Source organism: Myxococcus sp. AS-1-15 (assembly GCF_020037055.1).
Lineage (GTDB): Bacteria > Myxococcota > Myxococcia > Myxococcales > Myxococcaceae > Myxococcus > Myxococcus fulvus.
In genome coordinates, this window is the sequence record NZ_JAIQDF010000028.1 from 1 (window position 1) to 14,197 (window position 14,197).

A 14,197-nucleotide genomic window follows, 5' to 3' on the forward strand; every position below is an offset into this window, starting at 1 on the left:
ATGGCCCAGCTCATGGTGCGGGTACATGCCTACCTCGACGCGCGGAATGCACAGCGCTCTGCCTGTCCATCCCTGCGGCGAGCCGACCTCAGGCGCGCCTCCTGACGTCGTGCGAGAATCGAGATCGTTGGTTTAGAGCTTTATTGCAGGGCCATCCTTGCGGCTTATTTGTAATTTTCAGCTTTGACTTCTGAATCAATCCTGTGCACGAATCGGACGGACGTCGTCCGGAAAGTCCGGAGGGCGGAACAATCACGGACGTATCTTCAACGGCACGTCGGCGGGTGAGCCCTGCTGGCGGGAAGGAACCATATGAAGGCGTTCCAAGTCTCTGGTCGCGCGCGTCTGCCCCGGTGGGCCAAGCCCTCGTCATCACGACGCCCATGCTGCTGGTCGGCTGTGGCCTCGGTCCGCTCATGAGCGCCCCGCGCATCACCAACGCGGACAGCAACGACGTCGTGATGCCGGAAGGCGTTGAGCGCCGCAACAGGCTGAAGGATCTTGAGCGGATGGACGCCTGCCGCTCGCCGTGATGCCGGAAGGCGTTGAGCACACGTACTCCTGGGGGCTCATGAGGTCCCACGCGGTGCCGCCGCTCGCCGTGATGCCGGAAGGCGTTGAGCACGCGAAACCGTCAAGGACGTCGTGCCAGACCAGCGTGTGAGGCCGTTGTTCGCCGTGATGCCGGAAGACGTTGAGCAATTCTCAAACGTGACACTCTCACCCTTCTTCACCACGACGCCATCGCTCGCCGTGATGCCGGAAGGCATTGCGCACGCCACGTTTCGCGAGCTGAGGAACGAGGTGAACTTCCCGCCGCTCGCCGTGATGCCGGAAGACGTTGAGCACGACTCTGCCTCATCCATCATATGCGCCAGAGAGTGCCGCCGCTCGCCGTGATGCCGGAAGGCGTTGAGCACTCTGGCCTCCAAGGGATGCGGACGGCGACACGCGAACCGTTGCTCGCCGTGATGCCGGAAAGCGTTGAGCACTAGGCCGCCTGCACGAAGAGCTCCGCGCGGAAGCGCCCGTTGCTCGCCGTGATGCCGGAAGGCGTTGAGCACCTCGACACCGGCGTCGCCGATGGCGTGCACCAGCAGCCGTTGCTCGCCGTGATGCCGGAAGGCGTTGAGCACCCGCTTCGGTTGGCCTTCAACTCCTTCAGTTCGCCGTTGCTCGCCGTGATGCCGGAAGGCGTTGAGCACTGGAGGCGCTGAGGGTTGACGTACTTCTGCCCCTGCCCGTTGCTCGCCGTGATGCCGGAAGGCGTTGAGCACGATAGCATTCGTGGACTCGACCCGTCCGGCGCGCCGTTGCTCGCCGTGAAGCCGGAAGGCGTTGAGCACCACTCCAACGTGAAACCCACCACGGGGATGTCTTCCTCCGTTGCTCGCCGTGATGCCGGAAGGCGTTGAGCACACCTCCGGAGCGCCGCAGAGGTCCAAGTACGCGTCCGTTGCTCGCCGTGATGCCGGAAGGCGTTGAGCACTTGCGGTTGGCGACGGCCTGCTCGACGGCGGTCCACCGTTGCTCGCCGTGATGCCGGAAGGCGTTGAGCACCAGTGGGAGTGTTCGCGGCGACCGTCGCTCCGAACCGTTGCTCGCCGTGATGCCGGAAGGCGTTGAGCACTCAAGCGAGAATTTGAAAAAGCTTTCCTTACGAAGCCGTTGCTCGCCGTGATGCCGGAAGGCGTTGAGCACCTCACAGGCGACAACCAGGCGCTCGTGAACAACGGACCGTTGCTTGCCGTGATACCGGAAGGCGTTGATCCACGGACCCGTGGCTCCACTCGCGGCCCTATCACACGGATACATGTTTCACACTGCGAACAGGTCCGACCCAACGGTTCTGGAAATTTTCCACAGGGCCGCTCTCGCGGCTTGTTGGCATTTTTCAGCTTTGACTTCCGAATCAATCCTGTGCGCGAATCGGACGTCATCCGGAAAGTCCGGAGGACGGAGCAGTCACGGACGTATCCCCAAACGGCACGTCGGCGGGCGAGCCCTGCTGGCGGGAAGGCACCCTATGAAGGCGTTCCAAGTCTCTGGTCGCGCGCGTCTGCCCCGGTGGGCACAAGCCCTCGTCATCACGACGCCCATGCTGCTCGTCGGCTGCGGCCTCGGTCAGCTCATGAGCGCCCCGTGGATCACCAACGCGAACAACAACAACGTCGTGTTCCTGGGCGACTCCATCTTCGCGCTCTCGGGGGAGATTCAGACCGCCCTCCACGCCAAGGCGGGTGGGACGTTCCGCAACTACACGACCTCCGGCGCGGAGATCGAAGGTGGCGTCATCACCCCCTCCGTCCGCGGCCAGTTCGACCTCGCCGAGTCCGACAATCCGAACAGCCACATCGTGGTGATGGATGGCGGCGGCAACGACATCCTCATCCCCACCATCGCGCTCGCCGACCCGTACAACTGCAAGACGCAGTGGTATGAGTTCGGCCGCCTGTCGCAGAGCTGCAAGGACTACATCGACGACATCTACGTCGAGGTCGCGGACCTGCTGAACGACATGTCCACCAGCGGCGTCACCGACGTCGTCTACCTCGGCTACTACCGCACCAAGTTCGGGCTCCTCAACGCCAGCGACCTCGACCAGGCCGTCGACTACGGAGACCAGATTCTCGGCACGGCGTGCGCGAACGCCGTCGTCGACTGCGACTTCGTCGACCCCCGCGCGGCCATCACCAACGCCGACATCAAGGCCGACGGCGTCCACCCGACGACCTCGGGCTCGAACAAGATCGCCAACCTCATCTGGTCCAAGCTGGAGCCGCGGCTCTGATGCTCGGTCGGCGCGGGAACATCATCGTCCTTCTCGCGGCCGGCACCCTCCTGTCGGCTGGCGCGTTCTCCCTCGTCCGAGGTGGGGACGCGCCGGTCGCACAGGAAGATGTGTCGCGGCCCGTGCCTGCTCCGGTGTCGTCCCCTGGGGAAGCGCCTCGGCGGACCGTCAGGCAGGACTCCGGACCGACACCGAAGGACCCGACCGCCGAGGTATCCGCGCGCTGGATGCAGGCGGCGCAGGCCCTCAGTCAGGAGGAGGAGGCGAAGCGACGCGAGCTCCTCGACGTGGACCCGACGCTCCCACTCGAGGCGCAACAGGCAGTGTTCCTCGAACGGCTGTCCACCATCGCCGGCGTGGACCCGCGAAAGACGGAGGCCCAGCTGGTGCGCTCTCAGGCGACGGAGCTGTTCCTCCGGCTCGAACCCGTGCAGGCCCACCTCGTCGGGATGCCGGTCGAGGAACGACGGGCCGCCCTCGCGGACATCCGGCGACGCATGGGCTACTCCGCGGAGCAGATTGCGCGCAAAGCCGCGGAGGACGTGTACAAGGATGCCCGCTGGGAGAAAGGGCACGCGTACATGAAGGCGCGCGAGGCGCTGCTCTCACGGCTCGGGCAGGCGGACTCCCTGGACGCCGAGCTGGACTCCTTGCGCGAGCAGTACTTCGGCCACGAGGCACCGACGCTCGCGCGCGAGGAGGCCGCGGGGTTCTTCCGCTTCCAGCGACGCCGCGTCTACGGGCGGAACTGAGCGGCTTGCGTCGCGCCTCGCCGCCCACCATGACGCCGCTCGCGGACCGCGCCGTTAGTGCTCGCCCGAGCTCCGAGGCGTGCCCGTCACCGCGGCGCCGACGGACGTGGGCGTCACCTCGCCCACGCTCATCAGGGCCTCGCGGTTCTTCACGAGGATGAACACGCCCATCACCACGAGCAGGCCGGAGAAGGCCGTCTTCAGCGTGGCCTGGGACACGAAGTGGGAGGCCCAGGTGCCGGTCAGGATGCCGGCCACGGCGATGGCCGTGAAGACACCCAGCGCGCCCCAGGGCACCTCGACATGGCCGAGGTAGCCCGCGAAGCCCACCAGCGAGTTGAGCGCGATGACGAGCAGGCTGGTCCCCACCGCCTGCTTCATCGGCAGCCCCACCAACAGCACCAGCGCCGGGACGATGAGGAACCCTCCCCCCACGCCCACCAGCCCCGTGAGCCCGCCCACCCCCAGGGCCGCCAGCACCATGACGGGCACGGGCGCCTTGTGGGGCGAGGGCGCGCTCGCGGCGTCGCGTCGGCCGTTGCGGAACATGAAGAACGCGGACACCAGCATCACCGCCGCGAACAGCAGTAGCTGCGTCGCCCCGGACAGGAGCGCCGACAGCCTCGCCCCGCCATAGGTCCCCGCCATGGCCACCAGCGCGAACAGGAGCGCCGCCCGGAACCGGACGTTCCCCTTGCGCCAGTGGCTCGCCGCGCCCACCAGGCTCGTGACGCCCACCACCGCCAGGCCCATGGCGATGGACTCCTTGGCGCCGAAGCCCAGGACGTACACGAGGATGGGGACGGTGAGGATGGAGCCGCCGCCGCCAAGCAGGCCGAGCGACAGCCCCATCAACGCCGCCAATGAGAAGCCGAGCAGTTCCATGGTGTCCTTCCGTGACGCGCGCTCAGCCCGGGAGCGGCTCACGCACGGCGAGCATCCCGCCCGCCAGGTTGTAGAGGTGCTGGAAGCCGGCCCGGGCCAGCAGCCCCGCCGCCCGGGCGGAGCGCCCGCCCGAGCGGCAGATGAGCAGCAACGGCGCCTCGCGGGGCCACGTCACCGCCACGCGCTCGAGCGTGTCCAACGGGACGAGCTCGGCGCCGGGCAGATGCCCCAGCGGCCCCGTGAACTCGTCCGGCTCGCGCACGTCGATGCGCCGCGTGCCCGGGGCGAGCGTGTCGAGCTGCGCGGGTGTGATGTCTCGATAGGGAATCGGTGTCGTCATGTCATGGCTCCCGCCCGTGAGGGCGTCAGGCCCCCTGGGGCGCGGGCGCCGTGTGGCCACAGGCCCGGTTGGCGGGGACCGCGATGTCTATCTTTCGCGGCTTGGGCAGGTTCAGGTTCTCCATGATGTGGATGAACTCCGCCTCGCTCTTGCCCGCCACGCGGGGGTTGTGCCGCTTCTCCTCGGCGATGCTCGACACCGTGCGCCCCTGGTAGTCATGGCCGGGATACACGAGCGTCGAGTCGGGCAGGGTGAAGAGGACGCGCGTGAGGCTGTCGTACAGCTGCCGCGCGTTCCCGTTCTGGAAGTCCGTGCGGCCGTTGCCCCGGATGAGCAGCGCATCCCCCGTGAACACGCGGTCCCCGAGCAGGTAGCTGAGGCTGTCGTCCGTGTGCCCCGGCGTGGCGAGCACCCGGAAGACGAGCTCGCCCACGCGCACCTCGTCCCCGTGACGGACGTGCATGTTGGCGCAGCTGGCGCCCCCCACGCCGCCCACCACCGTGGCCTGCGTGCGCTCGCGCAGCACGCCCGACGCGGTGACGTGGTCGGCGTGGACGTGCGTGTCGAACACGTGGGTGAGCGTCAGGTCCAGCTCCGCCACCAGCTTCAGGTCGCGCTCGACCTGCTCGAGCACCGGGTCGATGAGGACGGCGTGGCGCGTGGCCTCGTCGCCGAGGAGATAGGTGTACGTCGAGGACTCCGCATCGAAGAGTTGTCGGAAAATCATGTCGTTGCCTCCTGAGGGTGAGAGCCCGACGCGTTCCAAAAGGATTCTTCACGCCCGCGCGAATCCTTTCCGGCGCGCACGGGCTCTCACGTGACATGGCTTCTTCCTTCCTGCTTCCTCTCCTCGGCGGTGCGCTCATCGGGTTGAGCGCATCCCTGCTCCTGTGGGCCAACGGCCGGGTCGCCGGTATCAGCGGCGTGGTGGGCTCGCTGCTGGCCCCCGTGCGCGGTGACGTCGCCTGGCGCGTGCTGTTCTTCCTGGGGCTGCTGTCGGGCGGGCTGCTGCTCGTCTGGCTGCGTCCCGAGACCTTCCCTGCGTCCGCCTCCCCGAGCGCCCGCGGCACGCTGGTGCTGGTGGGCGCCGGGTTGCTCGTGGGCCTCGGCTCGCGGCTGGGCAACGGCTGCACCAGCGGTCACGGCGTCTGCGGTCTCAGCCGAGGCTCGCAGCGCTCCTTCTGGGCCACGCTCACCTTCATGACCACCGGCGCCCTCACCGTCTTCGTGGTCCGTCACGTCCTCTAACGGAAACTCCCGATGCGTCTTCTCATCACTGCCTTCCTCAGCGGTCTCATCTTCGCCCTCGGACTGGGGCTCGCCGGCATGACGGACCCGGCCAACGTCCAGGGCTTCCTCGACATCGCGGGCGACTGGGATTACCGGCTCGCCTTCGTCATGGGCGGCGCCATCGCGGTGCACGCGGCGCTGCGTCCCCTCATCCTCCGGCGCGGGCGGCCGCTGTTCGCCCCGCGCTTCCCCGACCTCCTCCGGGGCAGGCCGGACGCGAAGCTCCTGGCGGGCTCGGCCCTCTTCGGCGTGGGCTGGGGGCTCGGCGGTTACTGCCCTGGTCCCGCGCTCACCTCGGTGGCGAGCGGCGCGCCCCAGGTGCTCGTCTTCGTGGCCGCGATGTTCGGCGGCTTCCTCCTCGCGCGCCTGCCATGGGCGCGCGGGAGCGCGGGGGCGCGGAGCCCCGGCTCAACGACGGTGGAGCCGCTCTCCTCGCCTTGAGGCGGGAGCTCGACACGAACCACGGGGAGGGAGGGAATCCAAATCCCTCCCTCCCCACGACTTCACAGCCTACGGGCTGAACGTCCCCGTGAGCACGCTGGCGCGGGCACGCGGCAGCGCGCGCTTGAACGGGCTCGTCGCCAGGTCGGAACCGGGCTGGTACCAGCTCTGGATTTCAGCGAAGTACGTCTGGCCCGACTGGAGCACGCCCGGCGGCAGGTACACGCTCTGCAGGTCGGTGTGCAGCGACGTCACGCGAGTCGCGGTGGTGGCGCCGTTGCTCGTGCCCAGCCGGTAGATGTTCACCACATAGTTCGTGGCCGTGCCAATCAGCGGCTTCGACCAGCGCAGCGAGGCGTCCGTGCCCACGCCCGTGAGGGTCTGGAACGCGCCACGGGTGTTGACGAGCGGCGCCTGCACCGGCCCGATGAGGGGCTGCACCGGCGCTGCGGAGAACGCGCTCGCCTCCTGGTCCACGCGGATGTCCACGCTCATGGTGAAGGGCGTCGCCGTCCCCAGCGCGTACGTCTTCGTGAAGCCCGCGGCCGCCAATGCCACCTTCTGCCACGTCGCCGGCAACGGGTTGTTGTAGGTCATGCTCCCCGTGACGATATCGGTCTTCAGCGCGTCAGGATTGAGCTTCACCAGGAGCGGCGGCCCACTGATGGACGCGAGCGCCTGGCCCACCGCGGCCGGCCGCGCGGACATCCAGATTTCGTTGTACGTGCTCACCGCGCTCGGGTTCACCTGGGTGCGCAGGGCGTCGAACGCCGAGCGCCTCCAGTCCACCGAGAACGTGCCCGTCGCGGCGGGCTGGGTGAAGGTCCCACTGACGGAGGTCGACTGGCCATCCGCATGGGTCAGGTTCGCTTCGAGCACCTTGTGCATCGAGCGGTAGGGCACGCCCATGGGGCTCGACTGCAGCCGCATCTGCGCCAGCGAGAACACATCCCCGAAGGCGAGGTGGTTGAGCAACACGGGGTTGGTCATGTTGGCGTAGTCGAAGCTCAGCGCGGAGAACGACGTCGCGCCCGCCTGGGGGAACCCCGTCTCGTTGCCGTAGAGGTAGCCGAACGCCCCCGGGTTCAACGAGTACATGTCCATGTAGTCCCCCGTCTGCCAGGGAGACAGGCCGGACGCGGACACCGTCACGGGGGTCGGCTGCCAGGGGAAGAGGCCATTGCGCCCCCACTCCGTGGAGCCCAGGTCGAACGTGCGGCCCGTGCTCACCAGGAAGCGCGAGCCCACCCTCAGGTAGATGCGGCCGGAAGGGACGTTGGGCACGGAGATGCTGCCGTCCGCGGCGCCCGAGCCCGGGTACGCCGTGAACGCTCCCGTCGTTGAATCCCGCGTGTAGGCCACCACCGTCGTGGCGGACTGGTTGTAGGAATTCGTCACATTGCCTGACGACGTGACGAACGTCACCGGGCTCGTCCCCGTGACCTGCGTGTTCAGTCCCTGGATGACCTGGGAGGCGGAGTCCTCCGCCACGGAGGTCTCCATCGCCTCGCCTTCCTCGAGGCCCGCGCAGCCGGCCCCCGTCAGTCCGACCAGGAGACCCAGGGAAAACAATGAGCTTTTCATGTGGATGAATGATGTCCCGTTGAGACGGCGTCCGGAATGGCGCCGCTGGAGATGATTCATATCGCGCGGGTCTGACATTGATTGATGTGTCTGGGTATTTGTATGGGAATGAAACTTCGGCATCGAACCGCGATGCACGCGGTGATACCGGAGTCGCTTCGCCCCCGCGCTTTGTCAGAGGGGGCTGGTAGGGTCCTTTTCGTCCGCCAGACCTCCGGGCGGACGCGGCATGGGGCCCCATGCTCGTCGCGTCGGGGGGACACCGTTCCTGCTCGTGAGGGGCCGGTCTCGTCACGGCCGCGTGTGGTGTGCTGCCGCTCGCATCGAGGCGTGCCGTTGCCAGGTCCTGGATCCAGGCCTGGTCGTGCATGGCCGTCGCGGTGGCGCAGCCTCACCCCGCGGCGTCGGCGAGACCAGGCCCTTGCAATTGCAGGCTTTGAGTGGGGCCGCGACGCGCCTGTCGGTGCCTCGCACCCTTGCGGCGCGGTCGCCTTGTCTCCACAGCTGCTGTTGGCGGGGAGCGCGATGTCTGTCTTTCGGAGCCTGGGCGGGTGGAGGTTCTCCAGGCTGTGGAGGAACTCCTCCTCGCGCACGCTTGCTTCCTTCCTGGCAGGGGCGCTCGCCGGCATGAGGTACTCGCACTCCAGTGCGTGAGCCCCTGATACGCCGGGCGTGGGAGCGATGTCCCGTTCCATCGTGGGAACTTCCCACCCGGGTCGCCGTGTCTTCCCTGTCGTGAGCCCCCGCGCCTTCATCGAACGAGCCCTGGAGCACCTGCCCGCCCTGCGGCGCGTGGGCCGACGGCTGACGGGCAGCGCGGTGGAGGCCGACGACCTGGTGCAGGAGACGCTGGCGCGCGCCCTGGAGCAGCGAGGCGCACTGAAGGAACCCGCGAGCCTCAAGGCCTGGCTACTCGCCGTACAACGCACCGTGTTCCTCAACTCCCGGCGTGGACTGTGGCCCCGCCTGGAGGTGCTGGAGGGTGGGCGAGGTCAGCCGCTCCCTCCCGAGCCCTCCGCCGACCTCGAAGTGGAACTGCACGCGCACGCCTTGAGCGAGGGGATGCGCGCGGCGCTCGACGCTCTGGCGCCCGAGTGGCGCGACGCGCTGTGGCTCCGCGAGGTCGAGGAGCTGAGCTACGACGAGATTGCCCAGGTCCAGGGGTGCCCGGTGGGCACCGTGCGCTCACGGTTGGCACGGGCGCGACTGGCGGTGTTCGACTTCCTCGAGAAGGAGAAGTCCCATGGAAGCCTGTAGCCCCGGCTGGCAGGAGCGGCTCTCCGCGTGGTTCGACGGCGAGGCCTCGGCATCCGAGCGACGCGAGGTGGAGCAGCACCTGCCCCGATGTGCGGGCTGTGCTCGGGAGGCGTCCCGTTACGCTTCGCTGCGGCGGACCCTGCAGACAGAGCGCGCCATGGAGGCCCCGGTTCCGTTGGCGCTGGCGGGACGAGTCACCGGACTGGCGCCGCGCCCGAGGTGGGCCTCTCCCTCGCGAAGGCTGGCGGCGGGCGTGGCCGTGGCGCTCGCGTCGGTGGGGCTCTTGTGGACGTCCTGGCCCGGCGGGATGAACGAGGCGCTGGCGATGGACCTGGAGCGGCATCACCTCAAGGCCTTCTCGCGCGTGACGCCCTGTGAGTTCGAGTCCTCGGACCCCGCGGCGGTGAAGGCGTGGGTGGAGCGGGAGGTGGGCTACCCCGTGGACGTGCCGGTGGTGCCCGGGGCGACGCTCCTGGGCGCGCGGCGCTGCAGACTGCACGGCAAGCTCTCCGCGTCGCTGCTGTACCGACATGAGGGGGGCAAGGCGATGACGCTCTTCCTGCCCCTGCCGGGCTCGCAGGCGGCGAAGGAGGCGGCGCGCTTCGCGGGCGATGGCCCCCGCTGCACCCGAGGGCCCGTGGGCGAGCGCATCTGCGTGGCGCCCGGTGGGGACGCGCGGGCCTCGCTCGCCGTCTCCGAGCTCGAGCCCGACGTGCTCCTGGCCGCGCTGGCCCGCCTGGCCCCCTGACCCGGGCCCTTCGCGCCCCCCGGGAATCAGGACGCATGCCAGGGCGCTGAATCCTTTTGCCGCCGTCCTGGCTCTGACCGGGCTGAACCCACACTCCCGGGGGCACTCCGCCTCCGGTGTCGGATGGAGCCATCATGAAGGTCGCCCTCGCCGTCACCGCCGCCCTGCTCGTGGGGCTGGTCCTCACCGCCTGCTCACACCTGCGCGCGGGAGACCCCGCCGTGGCGGAGGAGGCGCGCCGCCGGGTGGAGGCGGGGGCCACGCTGGTGGATGTCCGCTCGCCCGAGGAGTTCGCGGACGGTCACCTGCCGGGCGCGGTGAACATCCCGGTGGGGGAGCTGGCGCGGAGGCTCGGCGAGCTGGGACCGCCGACCACCCCCGTGGTCGTCTACTGCCGCAGTGGCGCACGCAGTGGCCGCGCCGAGCGTCTGCTGAAGGAGCAGGGGTTCCAGGACGTCCTCGACCTGGGCCCCATGCCCGCGTGGCGGTGAGGCGCGTGGTGCGAAGGCGTCACGGCACTTCGGCCCGGGGCCTGTCGCGGCGCGAAGCAGCGAGGTGCTCCGCATGGCGTCCCGTCCGCGCACGAGCCTGGGCGCTCCTCCGAGGTGGAGGTTCGAGGTGGAGCGCTCCTGGTCGGGAGCGTCGCGACGCTTGCGGTGTGTCCGCCCGGTCGGCGCGCGCCGTTGAGGCGGTCCCGTTCCCCGGGCGCCTGGACGCCTCGTGGCGGAAGCCCGAGGGACGCACTTTCGGCCCGGGAACTCCGCGACGCATGAGACGTGTCCTCCCCGGCGTCACCCGCCATCCCTCACCAGGTGCTCGATGAAGTTCCGTCCCCTGTTCGCACTGCTCGCGCTGGTCTCCGGTTGCGCGTCATCGCCGAAGTCCGCCGCACCGCCCTCGAAGCGTCAACAGCTCACCATCCTCTACGTGGCGGACCTGCACGCGCAGCTGCGCGCGCACCCGGAGCTGTTCTGGCGCGACGGCGAGGAGCGCATCGAGCTGGCGGGCGGCTTCGCGCGCCTGTCCGCGGCCATCCAGCGCATCCGCGCCGAGCGGGGTGGCGACGTGCTGGTGCTCGACGGCGGTGACACGATTCAAGGCTCGGGCGCGGCGGCGCTCACCGAGGGCCGCGCGCTCATCGCGCCGCTCAATGCGCTCGGTCTGGACGGCGCGGTGCCGGGGAACTGGGAGGTGGTGTACGGCCCCCAGGTGCTTCGCCAGCGCGCCCGTGAGCTGAAGCATCCGCTCTTCGCCGCGAACGTGCGCGACGCGGCGAGCGGCGAGCGGCTCTTTGCTCCCTCGCTGGTGAAGGACGTGGGGGGTTTGAAGGTCGCCGTGGTGGGCTTCACGGACCCGGACGTCCCGCGTCGACAGCCGCCGGGGTACAGCCAGGGGCTGCGCTACGACGGCCCGGAGGCGCTGCCCACGCTGGTGCGCGAGGCGCGCGAGCGCGACGGCGCGCAGGTGGTGCTGTTGTTGTCCCACGTGGGGCTCGCCAAGGCCGTGGGGCTCGCGGCCCGGGTGCCCGGCGTGGATGTCCACCTGTCCAGCGACACGCACGAGCGCACCTATGCCCCCATCGAGCAGGCGGGCACGTGGGTGGTGGAGCCCGGCGCGTTCGGCTCCTTCCTCGGCCGGCTGGACCTGTGGCTCGAGGAGGGGAAGGTGGTGGACCGCCGCTGGGAGCTCATCGAGCTGACCGCGTCGCGCTTCCCCGAGGACCCCGAGATGGCGCGGCAGGTGGAGGCCGCGCTCGCCACGCACGACGAGGCGCTCCTGGCGCAGGTGGGCCACACCGACGTGACGCTCGCGCGCTACGCGGTGGTGGAGAACCCGCTGGACAACATGCTGGCGGACGCCATCCGCGCCGCGGGCGGGACCGAGATTGGCCTGTCCAACGGCTTCCGCTTCGGCACGCCGCTGTTGCCCGGGCCCGTGCGCGAGGCGGACCTGTGGAACCTCTTCCCCGTCACCAACAAGTTGAAGACAGGCAAGGTGAGCGGCCGCCAGCTGCGCGCCTTCTGGGAGCAGGAGCTGGAGAACGTCTTCGCGAAGGACCCCGAGCATCGCTTCGGTGGATGGCTGCCGCGCCCCTCGGGGATGACGGTGCGCTTCCGCGCCGCCGCACCCAAGGGCCAGCGTGTCCTCGCGCTCGAGGTCGCGGGGGCGCCGGTGGTGGACTCGCGCCTGTACACCGTGACGGCCTGCGAGCGCGACGGCGACGCGCCGGACATGCTGTGTCGAATCCCCGGCGCGCTGGAGCCCCACGTGCTCGACCTGGACGCGCACGAGGCGGTGCGCCGCTTCCTCGCCGGCGCGCCTCGACTGAGCGACGCGCTGGAGGGCCGCGCGGTGGGCGAGGACCTTCCGGCCGTGCTCCGCACCCAGCAGGTCTCGCGGTGAGCCCCGCGCCGGACCCACGACGTCACGAACCCGGGCATGAGATGACCGCACCTGTCGCCGCTCCCTCCTCGACCGTCGTCACCGAACCCCAGGCGATGTGGCGCCGACGCCTGCCGGGCCTGGGGCTCGCCGCCGCGCTGGCGGGCGTCAGCTACGCGCTGGCGCTCCTGCCCGGCCTGAAGGTGGTGGGGCCGCTCACGGTGGCCCTGCTGCTGGGCATCTCGCTGCGGACGTCACTGGGGCTCTCGCCCGTGTGGAGGGAGGGCACGCGGTACGCGGCGCGCACGGTGCTGCGGCTGGGCATCGTGCTGATGGGGGCGCGGCTCGACTTCGGGCTGGTGGCGAAGGTGGGCCCGCGCGTGCTGATGCTGTCGGTGGCCGTCATCGTCGTCGGCATCCTCGGCATCCGGTGGGTGACGCGGCGCTTCGGCGTCCCGGAGAAGCTGGGGACGCTGCTGGCGGTGGGGACGTCCATCTGCGGCGCCAGCGCGGTGGTGGCCGCCAGCTCCGTCACGCGCGCGGAGGAGGAGGACACCACGCTGGCGGTGGGCCTGTGCGGCGTCCTGGGCACCGTGGGCGTCCTCTTCTACGTCTTCGTGGGGCCGCTCCTGGGGCTGAGTGACGCGCAGCTCGCCATCCTCTCCGGGGCCACGCTGCACGAGGTGGCGCAGGTGATGGCCGCGGCCTTCACGTTTGGCGCCGACGCCGGGGACCTGGGCACGCTGGTCAAGCTCACCCGCGTGGTGCTGCTGGCGCCGGCGCTCGTGGTGCTGGGGCTCGTCTCCGGGGTCGGCGGGAAGGTGCGCTACTCGCTGAAGGAGCCGCCCATCCCCTGGTTCGTCATCGGCTTCCTCGCGGTGGGCGTGCTGGGCACGGTGGGGGTGGTGCCCGCCTGGGCCCGGGCGTGGCTGTCCACCGCCAGCGTCTTCCTCATGGTCCTGGCCATGGCGGCCATGGGCCTGGGCACCCACCTGAGCATGGTCCGCCGCGCGGGCCTGCGCGTCGTCTACGCGGGGCTCGTCGGCTTCGCCGCGCTGGCCCTGTTCGCCTGGGGCCTCATCCACCTGCTGTCCATCCAGTAGTCCTCCCGCCGGAGTCCGTCCCGATGAATCGCCTCGTGTTGCTGCTCGTCACCTCGCTCGTCACCGTCCCCCTGGCCGCCTCCGGCTCGACGCCCTCCGAGTCGCGGCGGACGCCCGCGCCCCAGGGCAAGCTCGTCTTCGTGGCCACCACGGGCCTGGAGGACCTCGGCACGCTCTCCAGCGCCTTGCGCCACGCCAGGAGCGCGAAGGAGTCGGGGCACCTCTCGGACGTGGTGTGGCTCACCTACGGCCGCGCGGTGGTGGCGCTGGACCCGACGGTGAAGGCGGTGCCGGAGGAGGTCCGGCAGGCGGCCCAGGCCGCGAAGGCCGCGGGCGTGCGACTGGTGGCGTGCGGCACCGCGCTCCAGAAGTTCGGCATCGACCCGAAGAAGCTCCAGCCCCAGGCGGAGGTGGTGGACAATGGGGTGGCGGAGCTGGCGCGCCTGGTCGCCGAGGGGTATCAGCTCATCCGTTACTAGCGAGGCCGGGGCGAGCTGGCGCGCCCGGGGGGCCGCCCGAGCTCGCGGGCGGGCGCTCGGGCCCGTGGCCTCGGTTGCCGGGCGCTGCTCGCCGAGGCTGGCAGGGGAGGGCCCTCCAGGAAGGCGCGCAGGGGCTCCGACGTTC

The 14,197-nt window shown here is 70.0% G+C and carries 14 protein-coding genes and 1 CRISPR repeat array; of the genes, 10 read left to right on the forward strand and 4 right to left on the reverse strand.

What is annotated here, in order from left to right; translation table 11 throughout:
• The first annotated feature begins 451 nt into the window (after nucleotides 1-451).
• Nucleotides 452-1,773: a CRISPR direct-repeat array (repeat unit 31 nt; unit sequence GCTCGCCGTGATGCCGGAAGGCGTTGAGCAC).
• Nucleotides 1,774-2,026: 253 nt separating this feature from the next.
• On the forward strand, nucleotides 2,027-2,791 hold the full coding sequence (locus K8625_RS41935) for an SGNH/GDSL hydrolase family protein (protein WP_223785872.1): 765 nt from the start codon (nucleotides 2,027-2,029) through the stop codon (nucleotides 2,789-2,791).
• Between the two features lie 227 nt (nucleotides 2,792-3,018).
• Nucleotides 3,019-3,543: a hypothetical protein gene (locus tag K8625_RS41940; RefSeq protein WP_223785873.1), complete on the forward strand. Its 525-nt coding sequence runs from the start codon at nucleotides 3,019-3,021 to the stop codon at nucleotides 3,541-3,543.
• Between the two features lie 54 nt (nucleotides 3,544-3,597).
• Here K8625_RS41940 and K8625_RS41945 read toward each other — a convergent pair whose 3' ends face one another.
• The 3 genes from K8625_RS41945 to K8625_RS41955 are packed head-to-tail and all read right to left on the reverse strand — an operon-like array spanning nucleotide 3,598 to nucleotide 5,495.
• Complete coding sequence (locus K8625_RS41945; RefSeq protein WP_223785874.1) at nucleotides 3,598-4,428, reverse strand: sulfite exporter TauE/SafE family protein; 831 nt, start codon at nucleotides 4,426-4,428, stop codon at nucleotides 3,598-3,600.
• A gap of 22 nt (nucleotides 4,429-4,450) precedes the next feature.
• Nucleotides 4,451-4,768, reverse strand: coding sequence for a rhodanese-like domain-containing protein (locus K8625_RS41950; RefSeq protein ID WP_141329155.1), 318 nt, complete (start codon nucleotides 4,766-4,768; stop codon nucleotides 4,451-4,453).
• Nucleotides 4,769-4,793: 25 nt separating this feature from the next.
• The gene (locus tag K8625_RS41955; RefSeq protein WP_223750852.1) at nucleotides 4,794-5,495 is read right to left on the reverse strand and encodes an MBL fold metallo-hydrolase; all 702 of its coding nucleotides are present in this window, start codon (nucleotides 5,493-5,495) and stop codon (nucleotides 4,794-4,796) included.
• Nucleotides 5,496-5,590: 95 nt separating this feature from the next.
• Here K8625_RS41955 and K8625_RS41960 point away from each other — a divergent pair, with 95 nt between their 5' ends.
• The gene (locus K8625_RS41960; RefSeq protein WP_141329151.1) at nucleotides 5,591-6,016 is read left to right on the forward strand and encodes a YeeE/YedE family protein; all 426 of its coding nucleotides are present in this window, start codon (nucleotides 5,591-5,593) and stop codon (nucleotides 6,014-6,016) included.
• A 12-nt stretch (nucleotides 6,017-6,028) separates the two neighbouring features.
• On the forward strand, nucleotides 6,029-6,499 hold the full coding sequence (locus K8625_RS41965) for a DUF6691 family protein (RefSeq protein WP_223750853.1): 471 nt from the start codon (nucleotides 6,029-6,031) through the stop codon (nucleotides 6,497-6,499).
• 69 nt (nucleotides 6,500-6,568) lie between these two features.
• Here the strand turns inward: K8625_RS41965 and K8625_RS41970 are convergent, their stop codons facing one another.
• The gene (locus K8625_RS41970; RefSeq protein WP_223750854.1) at nucleotides 6,569-8,083 is read right to left on the reverse strand and encodes an ABC transporter substrate-binding protein; all 1,515 of its coding nucleotides are present in this window, start codon (nucleotides 8,081-8,083) and stop codon (nucleotides 6,569-6,571) included.
• Between the two features lie 735 nt (nucleotides 8,084-8,818).
• Between K8625_RS41970 and K8625_RS41975 the strand changes: the two genes are divergently transcribed.
• The 6 genes from K8625_RS41975 (at nucleotide 8,819) to K8625_RS42000 (ending at nucleotide 14,052) form a co-directional block, all read left to right on the forward strand.
• A complete protein-coding gene (locus K8625_RS41975) occupies nucleotides 8,819-9,340 on the forward strand; it encodes an RNA polymerase sigma factor (protein WP_223785875.1) in 522 nt (173 codons plus the stop codon).
• Entirely contained in the window at nucleotides 9,327-10,088 is a 762-nt protein-coding gene (locus tag K8625_RS41980; RefSeq protein ID WP_141329144.1) for an anti-sigma factor, read from the forward strand. Before K8625_RS41975 ends, K8625_RS41980 begins: the two co-directional genes overlap by 14 nt.
• Nucleotides 10,089-10,222: 134 nt before the next feature.
• Nucleotides 10,223-10,579, forward strand: a complete 357-nt coding sequence (locus K8625_RS41985; protein ID WP_223785876.1) for a rhodanese-like domain-containing protein — start codon at nucleotides 10,223-10,225, stop codon at nucleotides 10,577-10,579.
• A 328-nt stretch (nucleotides 10,580-10,907) separates the two neighbouring features.
• A complete protein-coding gene (locus K8625_RS41990) occupies nucleotides 10,908-12,491 on the forward strand; it encodes a bifunctional UDP-sugar hydrolase/5'-nucleotidase (RefSeq protein ID WP_223785877.1) in 1,584 nt (527 codons plus the stop codon).
• A 41-nt stretch (nucleotides 12,492-12,532) separates the two neighbouring features.
• Complete coding sequence (locus tag K8625_RS41995; protein WP_223750859.1) at nucleotides 12,533-13,573, forward strand: YeiH family protein; 1,041 nt, start codon at nucleotides 12,533-12,535, stop codon at nucleotides 13,571-13,573.
• A gap of 23 nt (nucleotides 13,574-13,596) precedes the next feature.
• Nucleotides 13,597-14,052 (forward strand): DsrE family protein, encoded by a 456-nt coding sequence (locus K8625_RS42000; protein WP_141329137.1) that lies wholly within the window; start codon nucleotides 13,597-13,599, stop codon nucleotides 14,050-14,052.
• Nucleotides 14,053-14,197 lie beyond the last annotated feature (145 nt).

Excerpts from the sequence above, each read along its gene's own strand:
- K8625_RS41990 (WP_223785877.1), top strand. The coding sequence starts at position 10,908 with ATGAAGTTCCGTCCCCTGTTCGCACTGCTCGCGCTGGTCTCCGGTTGC.
- K8625_RS41960 (WP_141329151.1), top strand. The coding sequence starts at position 5,591 with ATGGCTTCTTCCTTCCTGCTTCCTCTCCTCGGCGGTGCGCTCATCGGG.
- K8625_RS41950 (WP_141329155.1), bottom strand. The coding sequence starts at position 4,768 with ATGACGACACCGATTCCCTATCGAGACATCACACCCGCGCAGCTCGAC.
- K8625_RS42000 (WP_141329137.1), top strand. The coding sequence starts at position 13,597 with ATGAATCGCCTCGTGTTGCTGCTCGTCACCTCGCTCGTCACCGTCCCC.
- K8625_RS41970 (WP_223750854.1), bottom strand. The coding sequence starts at position 8,083 with ATGAAAAGCTCATTGTTTTCCCTGGGTCTCCTGGTCGGACTGACGGGG.
- K8625_RS41965 (WP_223750853.1), top strand. The coding sequence starts at position 6,029 with ATGCGTCTTCTCATCACTGCCTTCCTCAGCGGTCTCATCTTCGCCCTC.
- K8625_RS41980 (WP_141329144.1), top strand. The coding sequence starts at position 9,327 with ATGGAAGCCTGTAGCCCCGGCTGGCAGGAGCGGCTCTCCGCGTGGTTC.
- K8625_RS41945 (WP_223785874.1), bottom strand. The coding sequence starts at position 4,428 with ATGGAACTGCTCGGCTTCTCATTGGCGGCGTTGATGGGGCTGTCGCTC.
- K8625_RS41995 (WP_223750859.1), top strand. The coding sequence starts at position 12,533 with ATGACCGCACCTGTCGCCGCTCCCTCCTCGACCGTCGTCACCGAACCC.
- K8625_RS41935 (WP_223785872.1), top strand. The coding sequence starts at position 2,027 with ATGAAGGCGTTCCAAGTCTCTGGTCGCGCGCGTCTGCCCCGGTGGGCA.
- K8625_RS41940 (WP_223785873.1), top strand. The coding sequence starts at position 3,019 with ATGCAGGCGGCGCAGGCCCTCAGTCAGGAGGAGGAGGCGAAGCGACGC.
- K8625_RS41985 (WP_223785876.1), top strand. The coding sequence starts at position 10,223 with ATGAAGGTCGCCCTCGCCGTCACCGCCGCCCTGCTCGTGGGGCTGGTC.
- K8625_RS41955 (WP_223750852.1), bottom strand. The coding sequence starts at position 5,495 with ATGATTTTCCGACAACTCTTCGATGCGGAGTCCTCGACGTACACCTAT.